The organism is Corynebacterium tuscaniense DNF00037 (assembly GCF_000759055.1).
GTDB classification, from domain to species: Bacteria; Actinomycetota; Actinomycetes; order Mycobacteriales; family Mycobacteriaceae; genus Corynebacterium; species Corynebacterium tuscaniense.
Map to the genome: position 1 here is coordinate 1 of NZ_JRNG01000003.1, position 14,189 is coordinate 14,189.

Here is a 14,189-nt window from a genome sequence, read left to right on the forward strand (position 1 = left end):
CATCTCGAGTGCCACAAAGTCCGGCAGGGAATCCACCCAGCTGTCGCCGTTTTTGTGGGGGTCGCGCCGTTATTTCCAGTCCCTGTCTCGCGCGGTGCCGCCCACGGACAACGCGGTCCGGAGTACCCGCGTTCTTGCTCGTCGTGCGCTTGTGCTTGTGGAGGACAAGGGCACTGTTTCCCCAAGGCAGTTGTGGATCTTGGACCAGCTTTCTGCGATTGTGCTTGATTTGTCGGAGCTTTTTGAGAGTACGTCGAAGTCCAGCTTGGCGGAGCGTATGCCGTCGGTGACTAATCGTTTGCGGTCATTGGCAGCGGAGACTGGTCTGGAGGCTCTTGAATTGGACTGTGAGCCACCGCGTGGGCCGTACCCGCCGGTCAAGGGGTTGCACTCCGGTGCGAAAGCTATCGGTGAACCCGGTCAGGCCACGTTGTCTGGTGCGGTGATTTTGGCGCAGTCCCGGTCACTCATTGTTGACCTGCTGCAGATTTGTGGTTGGTCCCGGGAGTCCGCTGTTGCGATGTTGAAACCGACGTCGGAAACACCGGCGTATCCACCAGAGTTGAGCGCGGGCGGTTTAGGGGAAAGTGGTGCCCCTGGCACTGACGAGCCTGGCCGCTAAGGAGCGGTGTTAAATCCTTCACCCATCTCCTCGAATCGCTTGGATATCGCGCAGGTGCCGGTAAAACGTCACGCGTTCAACGGGGCGCTTAGCGGGGACGTCATCTACGGTGACCTGGATGGCGTGGCCGCCGGATTGGAGGGCGCGTCCGGAGGGGGTGTGGGTGGCGTCGATAAGCGTGTGTTTGCGAAAGAGCGGTTTGCGGATGGCGGCCGCAGCAAGTCCTGGTGCCTGGGTGGTGGGGACGAGACGCGCGCCGTAGAGGCGGGTGTGGCCGTCGCTGCGGACGAGGACGTCATTATCAACGACGATCTCCCCAAAAAATGGTTTGTCTTCCGCGTGCGTGAGTGTGGCTGACCCGGCGACGACAATGCCAGCATCATTGCGGATGCAGGGGACGGGGCGGACCGGGCCGTCGAGTGCGAGTGATTGCGCATTGGTGGGGATGCCCCACAACACGGCGGCGGGGGAGGTGGGATCGGTGGGGAGGTAGGCGATCTCGGCCCACAGGTAGTCCCCGCGCATCATGCGGGTCAACACCGAGCTCAAGGCTGCGTCGGTGCCAGAAACAATGATGCGCAGGGCTTCATCCGGCTGTTGGGGCGCGAATGTGGGCTCGCCAAGATGCGACACCGACGGTGACGCGGCGATCTCTTGCAGTGATGGGGTTGGGTCGATGGGGAGGACCTCGCGTGCGATCTCGTCGAGAAATCGGAGGTCTTTTCGCGTGGGAATCGCCGGAAGCTCCTGATTTTCGGCGCCGTCGATGGTGATGCCGGTAGCGCACGCGCAATGAACAAGCCGCATGGCGCTCACGCTACATCGGCAGGGGCGTGGTTGAGATATTCAGGCCCATGTCCGTTGGCATCTTTCTTGGAGCAGAAGGTGTTTCCGACGCTCAACGGAAAGCCACCAACGGAGTAGCGGTACAATGTTCCTGGACTTTTGCGGGCACGATCCCGCAGGGAGCACACACGACAGCTGTGACATGCAGCGCGAATTAGGGAGCGTTTTATGGCGGCCATCATTATCGTCGGAGCCCAGTGGGGCGATGAGGGCAAAGGTAAAGCCACGGACATTCTTGGTGGCCGGGTGGACTATGTGGTGAAGCCGAATGGTGGTAACAACGCTGGTCACACGGTTGTTGTGGGTGGTGAGAAGTATGAGCTGAAGCTTCTGCCTGCCGGCGTGCTCAGTGAGAATGCAACTCCGGTGCTGGGCAACGGTGTGGTTGTGAACCTGGAGGCACTGTTCGAGGAGATTGATGGGCTGGAGGCTCGCGGCGCGAACGCGAGCAGGCTGAAAATCAGCTCGAATGCGCACCTGGTGTCGCCGTATCACCAGACGCTCGACCGCGTGCAGGAGCGCTTCCTGGGCAAGCGCGCGATCGGCACCACCGGCCGCGGCATTGGCCCGACGTATGCGGACAAGGTCGCCCGCGTAGGTATCCGCGTCCAGGATCTTTTCGACGAATCCATCCTCCGCCAGAAGATCGAATCCGCTTTGGACGTGAAAAACCAAATGCTGGTGAAGATGTACAACCGGAAAGCTATCGACCCGGATGAGGTTGTGGACTACTTCCTGGGCTACGCCGACCGCGTCAAGCCCATGGTCATCGATGCGGAATTTGAGCTGAACAAGGCTCTCGATGAAGGCAAGCACGTCCTCATGGAAGGCGGGCAAGCCACGATGCTGGATGTTGACCACGGTACCTACCCGTTTGTCACCTCCTCCAACCCAACGGCAGGCGGTGCGTGTGTGGGCACCGGCATCGGTCCGACACGGATTACGGCTGCCCTGGGCATCATCAAGGCATACACCACCCGCGTGGGCGCCGGCCCATTCCCCACTGAGCTCTTTGACAAATGGGGTGAGTACCTGCAGGAAACCGGCGGTGAGGTCGGGGTGAACACCGGCCGCAAACGTCGCTGTGGCTGGTACGATTCCGTGATCGCCCGCTACGCCACCCGCGTCAACGGCTTCACCGACTACTTCCTGACCAAGCTCGACGTGCTCACCGGCATCGGCGAAATCCCCATCTGCGTCGCCTACGACGTTGACGGTGTCCGCCACGACGAGATGCCCCTGACCCAGTCCGAATTTCACCACGCTGTGCCCATCTACGAAACGATGCCGGCCTGGGACGAAGACATCACTGGTTGCCGCACCTTCGAAGACCTGCCACAGAAGGCCCAGGACTACGTCTTGCGCCTTGAGGAACTTTCCGGCGCGCCCATCAGCTACATCGGCGTTGGTCCTGGCCGCGATCAGACCATCGTGCGCCACGATGTCATGGAACGCTAGCCTGCCCAAGGCTGGTTTGAACAGGCGTTGACGGTAGCGCATGCCTACTCTCAAAGAGGGCTAGCTAACGTCAGCGCTCAAAGAGGTTCTAAATTGAAGCGTTCTGAGTTCAATCTCTTTAGAGCAATCAGATTGAGCTGACGACGTTAGCCCAAAATTTTGCACTGAAATTCACGGTGTCACCGTCTTTCTCATACTCCGCCAAGATCGTCTTCTTGTCTGGTTTTCCCTCTAATGATTCTGATACATCCAAGATCTTGATTGCGGTAGCTTGAGCTTGGTTGATGGTGTCACATCTTTTCCTGGAACTTGTCTTGCCAGTAGAGTCGCTTGTTCCCTCGTCTTGTTCTTCAGTAGTTTTGTCATGCGGAGCATGCATTCTGTTAATAAAGAACCGCTCAATTTCTCCTGGGTTACCTGCCGTTAGAAGGCCAGTCTGAGCCTGAAAACGTATTGACCAAACGAATGTGGACAGGCATCCAGGAATAACGAAAACGGAAATGAGGGCAAGGAGAGCCCCAAGTACTTCTCTTATTGTTCCGGTAGGTAGGCACCCGCCAATAATGAGGCCGATCAATAGTATCAATACCGTTACAAAAAGTGGCATTTTTTGCTGGCACCGGATTTTCTTCGCTTCCTTCGTGAACCAATCGCGATCATCATTGAGACTTGTGCAAATACGTTCCCAGGGATGGGATGAGAGGACAGCGCTGCATAAATGGATGGCGATGGCGACGATTGGGGCTGCGAAGATAATCCATTTCTCAGAACTATCGAATTGTCTGAAGATTTTTAGAGGCGGAAACGCCACGACAGCAAAGAAAATCCAAAGAAACAGCAAGCAGTTACGCTGGGCGAAATCGCGAATGCGCCATCTGCAAAGAAGTCGGATTATTTTCGGGCAAGTTCGCTCAGATGATTCCTCTCCGTTAGCGTCCGTTTTGCCTGGTTGATCGCTGATCTCTGCGAGAAGGAAGTGAACTTTCGCCTTTCGTTTTTCCACGTAACTCGCTTTCCGTGCCTCAATCAAACTAGAGGCTTCGGGCGTGTGTACTGCGGAAGCGACAATGGCGGTAGCAGACCCAAGGGCAATGATCATCAGCATGGTGAATATGACTTCAGGCACGGCTGTATCCTTCATGTCACCGCGCAAAAACGCCCAGATCAGGTTGAAGAACAATGTTTCGCCGATAATCACGTTTATCATCCCAAGAAACCGTGAAAGGTTCTGTAGTTTCCTATTGGTGACTAAACGCTCGGCATGGTACTGAGCCTCAGCAGCAGAGCCTTCGGTTGGGAGATCAATAGGGGATTGTCTGTTTGCGGTAGCGATGCTCATGGCGAGGATGGCAGCAAAAATCGCCGCCATCATTTGTATGCCCGAACTGATTTGTTCTGGTGCTAATGGGTTCAACTGGTTGTCCGTTAAACGGAGCGCAACTAGAACCAAAACGATTACGAAGCTGACGACCGTGCCGCCGATCGAGAGGGTGATGACTCCATTCCAGAATTGCTTCTCAGCTCGGTGTTCTTCTTTCTCAAGTAATTCGTAGTCGGAGTTCATTGCTAAAGGGACCTGTCTTGCCTCATTGTTGGAAGTGTCTGGCAATTAAGACATTACTCCTGATATTAGACTCGAAATGCCTAGCGCTTTTGAATTGTCAATTAGAGAAAATGGAAACAATTCAGATTGGGGTCTCGCGGTCAAGTGTCCGGAATAGCTCAACCGATAACGGTCGCCGGGCAAGCCGGAACGGCCCCAACGCTAACTGCACTCGTCGCCGGGGCAAGGCGTCATATAGGGTGTCAGCCCGCCTTAAGTGATTCTAAGGATCGGCGCGGTAGATCAATTCAAAGCGGACGGTGCATCTTTTCTGCAATTGGATGCCTTGGCAACAATCGCCTTTTAAATGGCAATTTATTCATTCACTGGACGAAACCGTTAAAGCGATCTAACATCCTGAGAGAAATTTATATTTCGACTTGAGGTGTTCACCGCAGGGCAGAGCTTCATCGTTCCCAGGTGTGCAGGTACGACGTGTGAAGGAAGAGAGTATGAAGAAGCAGGTAATCACGCTGGTTGTCACAGCCGCGATGATTGCACCACTGTCCGTTTCCCCGGTTGAGGCGCAGGAGAGTATGCCGGCGCATATTCAGCGTACGGGCGAGCGTTTCAGTACCAATTACGATTTCCCGACCTTCGACTGGAGTGGACACAAGTGGGCTGTCCGTCAGACGGAAGGCAAGCTGAACTTCGGTGGCCCACAGGCTGAAGACCCAGCTGATGGTCGTGCGAAGTGGATCAATGGTGCACAGGTTCTGCCGAATGGCGATTTGAAGATTCAGAACGACGGTATTCGTGGTGCTGTGGAAATCAACGCTATTGATTCCACTGGGTATGGCACCTATACGTTCGAGTACTCCGGTGATTTTGACAATATGGATCCGCACAACGTCCTGGGTATTTTCCCGTATGACATGGCGGAACTGGAACTGAACAAGTTGGATGAGGTTCACAAGAACGCATCCGGTTCGACTGAGATTGACTTCATTGAGATCAGCCGTTGGGGTCAAATTAACCGCAAACTCCCACACGGTGGCGTGACCTACTACCCTGACACCCCGCAGCTTCCGTCGCGTTACAACATTGATCAGTTCGACGTACCTGCAGGTCAGCAGACTTTGCAGACCATTGCTCAGTGGGAGCATAACTACCTTCGCGTGATCACGAAGAAGAAGGATGGTGAGGTGCTCTCAGACGTCACTTCCACCCACCGCGTACCAGAGGACACCGGCACGCAGCAGCTCCGCATTAACTTGTGGACCACTGGCGCTAACAAGAGCGAGCACAAGAAAGCGGAAGGTGATGAGATCATCTTCCACGATTACTCCTACACCCCGGACGCTGACTCCCCGGCGGCTACGGCTCCGAGCAGCTCCGGCTCCAGCTTTTCGTCCTCGTTCTCGTCCTCGGCACCTGCTCAAAAGGATGTGGCGCCAGAAGCTCCGGCAGAGAATATGCCGGGGAACGACGTGCCTGACGCCAATGCACCCGAGGCGGGCTCACCGGATGCTGTTCCAGGGGCACCGGAAGCGCCGGCACCTGTTGGCGAGCCAGAGGAAGCTCCGGAAACGAATCAGCAGGACGCGAGCTCGGTTGCAGCCCAGCTTCTGGGGGATGACTCCAGCTCAGAGGTCTTCAACCCTGATGAAAAGGTGAAGCGTTCTAGCGAGGACAAGGCTGCTGAAAAGAGCAAGGAACGCGGTTCCTCCGGCAGCAGCGAAGGATTCTTCCAGCGTCTCTGGGGTGTTGTCCGAGGTCTGTTCGGATTCTAGGGTTCGCCTGAACAAAGTTCTGCTGCACGCGGTTAGCGCTTTTAGATAACAGCGTTAACCGCGTGTTGTCTTTGTCCACGCACCTAGAGACCTACTCAAGATCAGTGGGTTAAGTAGTTAAAAGCCGGAGTCGGCCCGTTGTGAGGGGCTGGACTCCGGCTTAACTGTTTCTGCTTCTTAGGACGCGCCTGAACCAGTTGACATGTTCGGTCAGCCGTTCTGCTCGGGGTGGGAGGCGCTGACCATGTCTTCCCACTCGACGATCTTCTTGCGTTCGCGGCCTTCTGCTTCGCCGAGGGCGCGCTCGGCTGCGTCGAGGTTGTGCCAGCCGTCCCAGGTGGTTACCTGGACACCCTTGGTAGCCAACAAGTCGAGAATGGCTTCGTCGCTGCGGTGGGTGGTGGGGGTGAGGCGGCCGGTGGTGAAATCGTCGAGAAGCATGGTCGTGGTGTCTTTGGCGTCGGACTTGGTGTTGCCAATCAGCCCGATGGGGCCGCGTTTGATCCAGCCGGTGGCGTACAGGCCGGGGATGATGTCGCCGCCGAATTCGGTGAGCACGTGGCCTTCGTCGTTGGGGATGACGGCGCGGAGATCGTCGAAAGGAACGCCTTCGACGGCGTCGGAGCGGTAGCCGACGGCGCGGTAGACGGCCTGAACATCCCAGGTTGTGGTCTTCCCGGTGAGAGTTACGCCGCCTTTGCCGTCGAGTTCGGTGCGTTCGGTGACAAATCCGGTGACTTTGCCGTTTTCGTCGCCAAGAATCTCCACGGGGGACTCGAAGAAGTGGATGAAGAGCTTGTGTGGGGCGCCTTTCGGGTCGCGCATCGCGTAGTTTTCGAGGGTCTGGCAGACGAGGTCGACGCTCTTTGCTTCACGACGAGCCTGCTCCGACGCCTCGTCATAATCAATGTCCTCCGGGTCCACGATGACTTCGATGGTGTCGGAGTGGTCGAGTTCTTTGAGTTCCAGCGGTGTGAACTTCGCCTGGGCGGGGCCGCGGCGGCCGAAGATGTGGATTTCCTTCGCGGCGGACGAATTCAGATTTTCGTATACGTTGTCGGGGATCTCCGTGACCTTGAGCTCGTCCGCGGTTTTGGCCAGCACGCGGGCGATGTCGAGGGCGACGTTGCCTACGCCGACGATCGCGATCTTTTCGGCAGTGAGGTCCCAGTCGCGCTCGAAATCGGGGTTGCCGTCGTAGAAGCCGACAAATTCGCCGGCACCGTAATGGCCGTCTAGGTCCGCGCCGGGCACATTCAAGTCACGGTCGGCGACCGCACCGGTGGCAAAGATAACCGCGTCGTAGTATTCCTGCAGCTCTGCGACGGTGATGTCCTTGCCCACATCGACGTTGCCCAGCAAGCGGATTTCCGGTTTATCCATCACGTTATGGAGGGATTTAATAATGCCCTTGATGCGCGGGTGATCCGGTGCCACGCCGTAGCGGATGAGGCCGAAGGGGGCCGGCATACGCTCGAAAAGGTCCACGCGTACCGGGGTGCCGTTTTTGGCCAGGTCTGACTTCACCAAAAGGTCAGAGGCGTAGATGCCGGCTGGGCCGGAACCGACGACGGCGACGCGGAGGGAATCAGGGGACTCGGTGGTCATTGGTTTCGCTACATCCTTGAATTGCTCAATATCAAAATCTCTATCCGACATGATAGCGGGCATGACAAAGAGGCCTAGCAGTGCATTTGGCTGGGGGATGCGGCTCCCATTTGGCTGGGGGAAGTGAAAAAGCCCACAGTAAACCGGCAACGTGTTGGTGGAGACATAGTTAGACTAGGGAACGTTGATAAGCGTCGATAAGCAATGTGCTTGGTTATGGAAAGGAAACGCATGGCTAACAGGTCTGTCCTGATCACCACGGTCGGCCGTAGTTTTGACGGCATCGATGTTGCGGGACTCGCCGCGGAGAACAACCTGAACCTCGTCCAGCTTTCAGAGCAAGAGGCGGATGTCGCGGCGATTGTTGCGGCGGACCTGGTGGCGGGCGATACCTTGGTGCAGGGTTCCGGCGACTACAACTTTGACGCTGACGTGGCATCCGCACTTGGTCTGCCTCTCCTTGTCGTGGCGGGCTGCCCTGTGGCGGCTGAGCGTGCGCAGGCTCGCATTGAGCAACTGGGGGCGACCATCGCGGGCGTGGTCGCGGACGTGGATAAGGCAGCGCTGCTCAAGGCGCTGGAGATTGAAACTGAGCCTGTTATGTCGGCTGCTGTTTTTGAGCACTGGCTGCTCACCCGCGCGAAGGCCGACCGCAAGCACATCGTGTTGCCGGAGGGCGAGGATGACCGCATTCTGCAGGCCGCGGATCAGCTGCTGGCGCAGGATGTTGCGGATATCACCATCCTGGGCGTTGCTGAGGACATTCAGCGTCGCGCCGACAGCCTGGGCCTGAACCTGTCCAAGGCCCACATCATCGATCACCTGAATTCTGAGCGGCTGGAGGAATTCGCCACTGATTTCGCGGAGCTGCGTAAGTCCAAGGGCATCACTCTGGATGAGGCGCGGGAGACGATGAAGGACATCTCCTACTTTGCCACCATGATGGTGCACAAGGGCCTGGCCGACGGCATGGTCTCCGGTGCGGCGAACACGACGGCGCATACGATTAAGCCGTCCTTCCAGATCATCAAAACAGTTCCGGGCGCATCTGTTGTGTCCTCTATCTTCCTTATGGTCATGCGCGGTCGCCTCTGGGCTTTCGGGGACTGCGCGGTGAACCCGAACCCGACCGCGGATCAGATAGGTGAGATCGCCGTGGTGTCCGCGAAGACCGCCGCCCAGTTCGGCATCGACCCGAAGGTGGCCATCCTGTCTTATTCCACCGGTACGTCCGGCACCGGCCCGGATGTGGACCGCTCTGTGGAAGCCACGGCCAAGGCGCATGAGCTGGACCCGGAGCTCGCTGTCGATGGTCCGCTGCAGTTTGATGCGGCGTGTGACCCGGGTGTGGGTAAGAAGAAGGCGCCGGATTCCCCGGTGGCGGGTGAGGCGAATGTGTTCATCTTCCCTGACCTAGAGGCCGGCAACGTCGGCTACAAGATCGCGCAGCGTACGGCTGATGCGTTGGCTGTGGGCCCGATCCTGCAGGGGCTGAACAAACCCGTCAATGACCTGTCGCGTGGTGCGACAGTTCCCGACATTGTTAACACGGTGGCTATCACTGCTATCCAGGCACAAGGAGCATAAAAATGTCTTACGTCCTCGTTCTGAACTCCGGTTCCTCCTCGATCAAATTCCAGATTGTTGACCCGCAAGCTTCTGCTTCGGACACGCCGTTCGTGTCTGGCCTTGTGGAGCAGATTGGTGAGCCGAAGGGCAACATCCGCATCAAGATTGAGGGCCGTGAGGTCGGCTCCACAATGCCGATCCGTGACCACCGCGGTGGTCTGCAGCTAGCTATCGCCATGTTGGACGCCAACGGCGTAGGCCCGACGCAGATGCACATCATCGCTGTGGGGCACCGTGTTGTGCACGGCGGCCAGACATTCGGTGAGCCCGTGCTTATCGACGACTCGGTGGTGGACCAAATCCGCGAACTCATTCCGCTTGCCCCGCTGCATAACCCGGCGAACATCGACGGCATTGATGTGGCCCGCGCACTGCTGCCGGACATCCCGCACGTAGCTGTGTTTGATACCGGCTTCTTCGGTGATCTGCCGGATGGTGCCGCACACTACGCGATTGATGATGATTTGGCGCGGGAGCACCAGATCCGCCGCTACGGTTTCCACGGCACGTCCCACGAGTTCGTGTCCTCCCAGGTTCCGGAGCTCATTGGCCAGTCGCAGGAGGAGACTAACCAGATTGTTCTCCACATTGGTAACGGTGCTTCCATCTCCGCCGTTCGTGGTGGCAAGCCGGTGGACACTTCGATGGGCCTGACTCCTCTTGAGGGCTTGGTCATGGGAACTCGTTCCGGTGATATTGATCCGGGTGTGATCTTCCACCTCTACCGCACCGCTGGCATGAGCATCGATGACATCGATGACCTGCTCAACCGCCGCTCGGGCCTCAAGGGCCTAGCTGGTGTGAATGACTTCCGTGAGATCAACGCCCGCATCGCTGATGGTGACAAGAAGGCCAAGCTGGCCTATGACGTCTACGTCCACCGTCTGCGCCGCTACATCGGCGCCTACATGATTGGTCTGGGGCGTGTGGACGCGATCACCTTCACCGCCGGTGTCGGTGAGAATGCCGCACAGGTCCGCGCGGATGCCCTGGCCAACCTCGAAGGCTTTGGCATCAAGCTGGACCCGGCCAAGAATGAGGAGGGTTCCGGCGCCCGCATCATTTCCGCTGATGATTCGGCAACCAAGGTGCTGGTTGTGCCGACGAATGAGGAGCTCGCCATCGCCCAGAAGTCCGCAGCAATCGCGGGCTAGTTGTAGTTGCCTTTCGGCAACTACAACTAGGGGGCCTTACTTCTCCTCTTCCTTCCTTTTCTTTCTCCTTTTCCTGCTACGTGGTTTTAGTTGCCTTTCGGCAACTAAAACCACGTAGCAGGACGCACTTTATTCGCCGTGTCCACGAGGGCGTACCGGTGCTTGGCAAAGGGCGCTCTGCGGGCCTGCTGCCGCAAGGTGATGGCAAGGCCGCGGCGTAGACCTTTCACGGTGAAGTCGAACTCGAAAAGCTGCGTGCGGGAGCTCGCGGACTCTACGTTGGTGTCCATGAGGTAGGTCAGCCCGGCGCGGAGCACCGCGATTTTGATTTGCAGCAGCCGTGGCTCGTTCGTGGGGATTTCTTCCAGTCGGCGCGCGGCGCGGCGGATGCGGGATTCCGTCAACGTATCCCCAACCAGGTACAAAATGCTGGTCAGTTTAGCCATCCGGTGGTGGCGGGACTGTTGCGGCACTTTGTCCAGGGCAGCCACGGCCATTTCCACCTCACGTTCAAACATGAGCTGGCGTGCCAGGCCAAATGCGGAGGACACTGTGGTGGAATTAGCCGCCCACACTAAGGCGTAGAGCCGCATGGAGTTCAAGCGAAGCGTCTGCGGATTGGTGGAGACATGGCTCCAATCGGAGGTGAGCACGCCATCTTTTTCCAGGCGGCGGAAGTAGGAATTGGGGAGCTCGCCAAGATCGGTGCGGATGGAGGCGAGGTGGCGGGGGAGGGTGTCGTCGATAAGCTCTTCTTGCCGGTGTCCACTTTCTTGCAACATGAGCTCATCTACCGCGGCGAGCGCGAGTTTGGGGGCAGCTTCGCCCGGCACGATGTTCAACACCTGAGCGAAATCTGCCTGCGCGGCTGTGAAATCCCCCCGGACGAGCTCCGTGAGCGCACGGTACCAGTGGAAACGCCAGTTGTTGCGTAGACGATCGTCGAATTGGCTGAGCCAGTGGCGTGCTTGTGCAGTCAGTCCTAGGTCCAACATCGCGCGCACAACGCCGAAGGGGATCTCTGCGGAATGCTCGTACTCGGGGGTCTGCATTGCTTGGCGCAGAGATTCAAGGGTTTCCTGCGGTTCTGCGTAGGATGTGCCGGAGAGCAGACCCGCACCCACATCCGAACGGTCAATCAACGGCGTGGGCAGGGCGGAGAGCACCTCCGAGGGGGTGATTTCGACGGTGCGATCAATGCCATCAATAAGCTGGTCCGTCCGGAACACCAAGTGCTTCGTGCCAAATGTGGTACGTTGCGGCGAGAACAGGGAGTGCTGCGCCGGGTGCGCGATCCCATCACGGATGGCAATGACCTCACGCAACACGCCGAGTAGCTGCACCTCCAGCTCATCGACGGACTGGAAACGCTGCGCCGGATCTGGGTCGCAGCACCGCGCGAGCAGGCGGTACAGGGAGATGTAACGGCGAAGCGTTTTCGACGAACTTGGTGTGGGCAGCTCGTGTGTATAAACGCCGTCGACCTTAGGCAGATCCAGGATCAGCGCCGCGAGCGTGCGCCCCACCGTGTAAATATCACTAGCTATGGATGGCCCCTCCCGCGCCACCTCCGGCGCCTGATAACCCTTCGTGCCGTAGATGTAGCCGTACGCCCCAATGCCGCTGACCGCGCCCAGATCAATGAGCTTCACCTGGTCCTCGGTGACAATGATGTTGTCCGGCTTCAGGTCGTTGTACACCACCCCGCGGCTATGCAAATACCCCAGCGCCGGGAGGACCTCCAGGATGTACGCGATGGCCAGATCGATCGGGAGCAGGTGATTGCGCTGCGCGTTTCTGCGTTCACGCAGGGATGGCCCACCCACAAACTCCATCACAATAAAGCCGCCCGCCACCCGCGGATCATCAATGAAGTTAAAAATCTTCACGATCCCGGGGTGTGTAATATCCGCCAAAAACTCCCGTTCCGCTGCCGCTGCGTTCGTCTCGTCTTCGCTTTTTTCGGACTGCAAGCCCTTTAACACCACCACGCGCCCCGCTACATAGTGGTCTTGCGCCAGGTAGATCCAGCCCATGCCACCATGCGCAATGACACCCTGGATCTCATACTGTCCTGCAACCACGTCGCCCCGCTGAAGTTGTGGTGCCGGGATGCCTTTATTCACCACTGCCTCGGTGGGATCTCGAAGCGCCTCCTTCGGCTCTGACGGCGCAATCCACGGAAGTTCCACCATGCCGTCCGCCACCGACCGTGCTTGGCGCTGTGCCCCGCGCAGCTCCTTGAACTTCTCTAATGCTTCACGGCGTGACCGTTCCGATGTACTCGCCTGCAACTCCGCAATCTGCTGCGGGGTCAACCCCGCCAGCGTGCCTGTGCCTGCGCTACCTGCGCCCGCTGTGCCCTGCGTGGTGTGCTCCGTGAACTCGGTGAACTCTGGCGGAGTTGCCTGCGTCGCCTGGGTTGCCTCCGGGGCGTCCCGCAGCGCATCCAAATCTTTGAGCAGGTCGGCGATTTCACCGGTGCCCTCATACAGTGCATCTGCGTCAACTTCTTCGTCCGCGAAGGGGTCGAAAAGGACGGCCTCAGTGTGCTCACTTGTGCTTTCGGGCTCGCTACGAAGGTGTTCGATGGCCTGGTCAATGTCCCGGTCAGGAACCCACGTTCCGTCGGTTGCGTTGGGGTCGGAGTGGTCGGATTTAGTCATCAGTTTCCTCCCGGTAGACCGGCTGCGGCGCAGTGCGTGGGGCAATATGCGGTCCAAGCCAACGTTTGAACATTGCGTCCCATGTGCCATCCGTGCGCACGCGGTTGAGGGTGTGGTTGACCTGGCGGGTCAGGCCGTCATACCCCTTGGGTATCCCCACCGCGTAACGTTGCTGCGCAAAAGGCTGGCCGGCCACGGTGGTCAGCGGATCTTGCGCGGCAAAACCTGCCAAAATAGTCTCATCCCCGACGAGCAAACCCGCCTGATACTGCTGCAGAGCCATTAAACAATCCGTCCAGGTGCGCGTGCGCATTAGCTCCTGATGCGGAAAATTCTCGCGCGCAATATCCACGATGTTGGACCCCGCGGCGACACAAATGCGCTCATCAGTCAGGTCATCAGTGCCCTCAAGGTGGGAGCTTGTAGGCACGAGCATGCGTACCGACGAATCCAGGTACGGCACCGAAAAGTCCACCTCCTCCGAGCGCTCCTTGGTTATGGACATCGTCCTAATCACAATGTCCACCTGCCCTGCCACCAAGGATTCCGTGCGCATTGAGGAATCCACAAAGCGGAAATCAACCCTCTCTGGATCCCCGAAAATGTCCCGTGCAATTTCACGGGCCAAGTCCACCTCGAACCCCTTGAGCTCGCCCGTCGCGTTGTCGCGAAAACTCAGCAGATATTGGGACTGATCCACGCCCACGATGATGCGGCCACGCTTGAAAATATTGGGCACCCGCTTCTCCGGACTCTCCCGACTGGGGCGCAACGAACCGGGCCAACTATAGGGTTCCACCTCTGTTTCTGGTGCGTGGCCTGGTGGGTCCACCACCGCTCCAGCCGGCAGCGGCAGGTCCTGCAACGCTG

At 58.3% G+C, this 14,189-nt stretch carries 9 protein-coding genes and 1 pseudogene; 5 read left to right on the forward strand and 5 right to left on the reverse strand.

What is annotated here, in order from left to right:
- A pseudogene (locus HMPREF2129_RS11115) lies at positions 1-622 on the forward strand (FUSC family protein); the annotation flags it as partial.
- An 18-nt stretch (positions 623-640) separates the two neighbouring features.
- Here the strand turns inward: HMPREF2129_RS11115 and HMPREF2129_RS01280 are convergent.
- Entirely contained in the window at positions 641-1,429 is a 789-nt protein-coding gene (locus HMPREF2129_RS01280; protein ID WP_034662074.1) for a hypothetical protein, read from the reverse strand.
- A 207-nt stretch (positions 1,430-1,636) separates the two neighbouring features.
- On the opposite strand from HMPREF2129_RS01280, the gene HMPREF2129_RS01285 reads away from it, so the two are divergent.
- Positions 1,637-2,926 carry an adenylosuccinate synthase gene (locus HMPREF2129_RS01285; protein ID WP_034662075.1) on the forward strand — a complete coding sequence of 430 codons (1,290 nt, stop codon included), beginning with the start codon at positions 1,637-1,639 and terminating at the stop codon, positions 2,924-2,926.
- 127 nt (positions 2,927-3,053) lie between these two features.
- Here the strand turns inward: HMPREF2129_RS01285 and HMPREF2129_RS01290 are convergent, their stop codons facing one another.
- Positions 3,054-4,490: a hypothetical protein gene (locus HMPREF2129_RS01290; RefSeq protein WP_034662076.1), complete on the reverse strand. Its 1,437-nt coding sequence runs from the start codon at positions 4,488-4,490 to the stop codon at positions 3,054-3,056.
- 491 nt (positions 4,491-4,981) lie between these two features.
- On the opposite strand from HMPREF2129_RS01290, the gene HMPREF2129_RS01295 reads away from it, so the two are divergent.
- Positions 4,982-6,262 (forward strand): hypothetical protein, encoded by a 1,281-nt coding sequence (locus HMPREF2129_RS01295; RefSeq protein WP_034662077.1) that lies wholly within the window; start codon positions 4,982-4,984, stop codon positions 6,260-6,262.
- Positions 6,263-6,472: 210 nt separating this feature from the next.
- Here the strand turns inward: HMPREF2129_RS01295 and HMPREF2129_RS01300 are convergent, their stop codons facing one another.
- A complete protein-coding gene (locus tag HMPREF2129_RS01300) occupies positions 6,473-7,870 on the reverse strand; it encodes an FAD-dependent oxidoreductase (RefSeq protein ID WP_034662085.1) in 1,398 nt (465 codons plus the stop codon).
- 231 nt (positions 7,871-8,101) lie between these two features.
- On the opposite strand from HMPREF2129_RS01300, the gene pta reads away from it, so the two are divergent.
- Together pta and HMPREF2129_RS01310 are read left to right on the forward strand one after the other, a co-directional pair.
- Positions 8,102-9,457 carry a phosphate acetyltransferase gene (pta, locus tag HMPREF2129_RS01305; protein WP_034662079.1) on the forward strand — a complete coding sequence of 452 codons (1,356 nt, stop codon included), beginning with the start codon at positions 8,102-8,104 and terminating at the stop codon, positions 9,455-9,457.
- Positions 9,458-9,459: 2 nt separating this feature from the next.
- Positions 9,460-10,653, forward strand: coding sequence for an acetate kinase (locus HMPREF2129_RS01310; protein WP_034662081.1), 1,194 nt, complete (start codon positions 9,460-9,462; stop codon positions 10,651-10,653).
- A gap of 104 nt (positions 10,654-10,757) precedes the next feature.
- On the opposite strand, the gene HMPREF2129_RS01315 is transcribed toward HMPREF2129_RS01310, so the two are convergent.
- Positions 10,758-13,319, reverse strand: coding sequence for a serine/threonine protein kinase (locus tag HMPREF2129_RS01315; RefSeq protein WP_084576403.1), 2,562 nt, complete (start codon positions 13,317-13,319; stop codon positions 10,758-10,760).
- The coding region (locus HMPREF2129_RS01320; RefSeq protein WP_034662089.1) for a glutamate ABC transporter substrate-binding protein at positions 13,312-14,189 on the reverse strand (878 nt) is incomplete at its 5' end. The genes HMPREF2129_RS01320 and HMPREF2129_RS01315, both read right to left, overlap by 8 nt.

Bases quoted from the DNA above. Each gene is read 5' to 3' on its own strand.
- HMPREF2129_RS01280 (WP_034662074.1), bottom strand. From the start codon at position 1,429: ATGCGGCTTGTTCATTGCGCGTGCGCTACCGGCATCACCATCGACGGC.
- HMPREF2129_RS01285 (WP_034662075.1), top strand. From the start codon at position 1,637: ATGGCGGCCATCATTATCGTCGGAGCCCAGTGGGGCGATGAGGGCAAA.
- HMPREF2129_RS01290 (WP_034662076.1), bottom strand. From the start codon at position 4,490: ATGAACTCCGACTACGAATTACTTGAGAAAGAAGAACACCGAGCTGAG.
- HMPREF2129_RS01295 (WP_034662077.1), top strand. From the start codon at position 4,982: ATGAAGAAGCAGGTAATCACGCTGGTTGTCACAGCCGCGATGATTGCA.
- HMPREF2129_RS01300 (WP_034662085.1), bottom strand. From the start codon at position 7,870: ATGACCACCGAGTCCCCTGATTCCCTCCGCGTCGCCGTCGTCGGTTCC.
- pta (WP_034662079.1), top strand. From the start codon at position 8,102: ATGGCTAACAGGTCTGTCCTGATCACCACGGTCGGCCGTAGTTTTGAC.
- HMPREF2129_RS01310 (WP_034662081.1), top strand. From the start codon at position 9,460: ATGTCTTACGTCCTCGTTCTGAACTCCGGTTCCTCCTCGATCAAATTC.
- HMPREF2129_RS01315 (WP_084576403.1), bottom strand. From the start codon at position 13,319: ATGACTAAATCCGACCACTCCGACCCCAACGCAACCGACGGAACGTGG.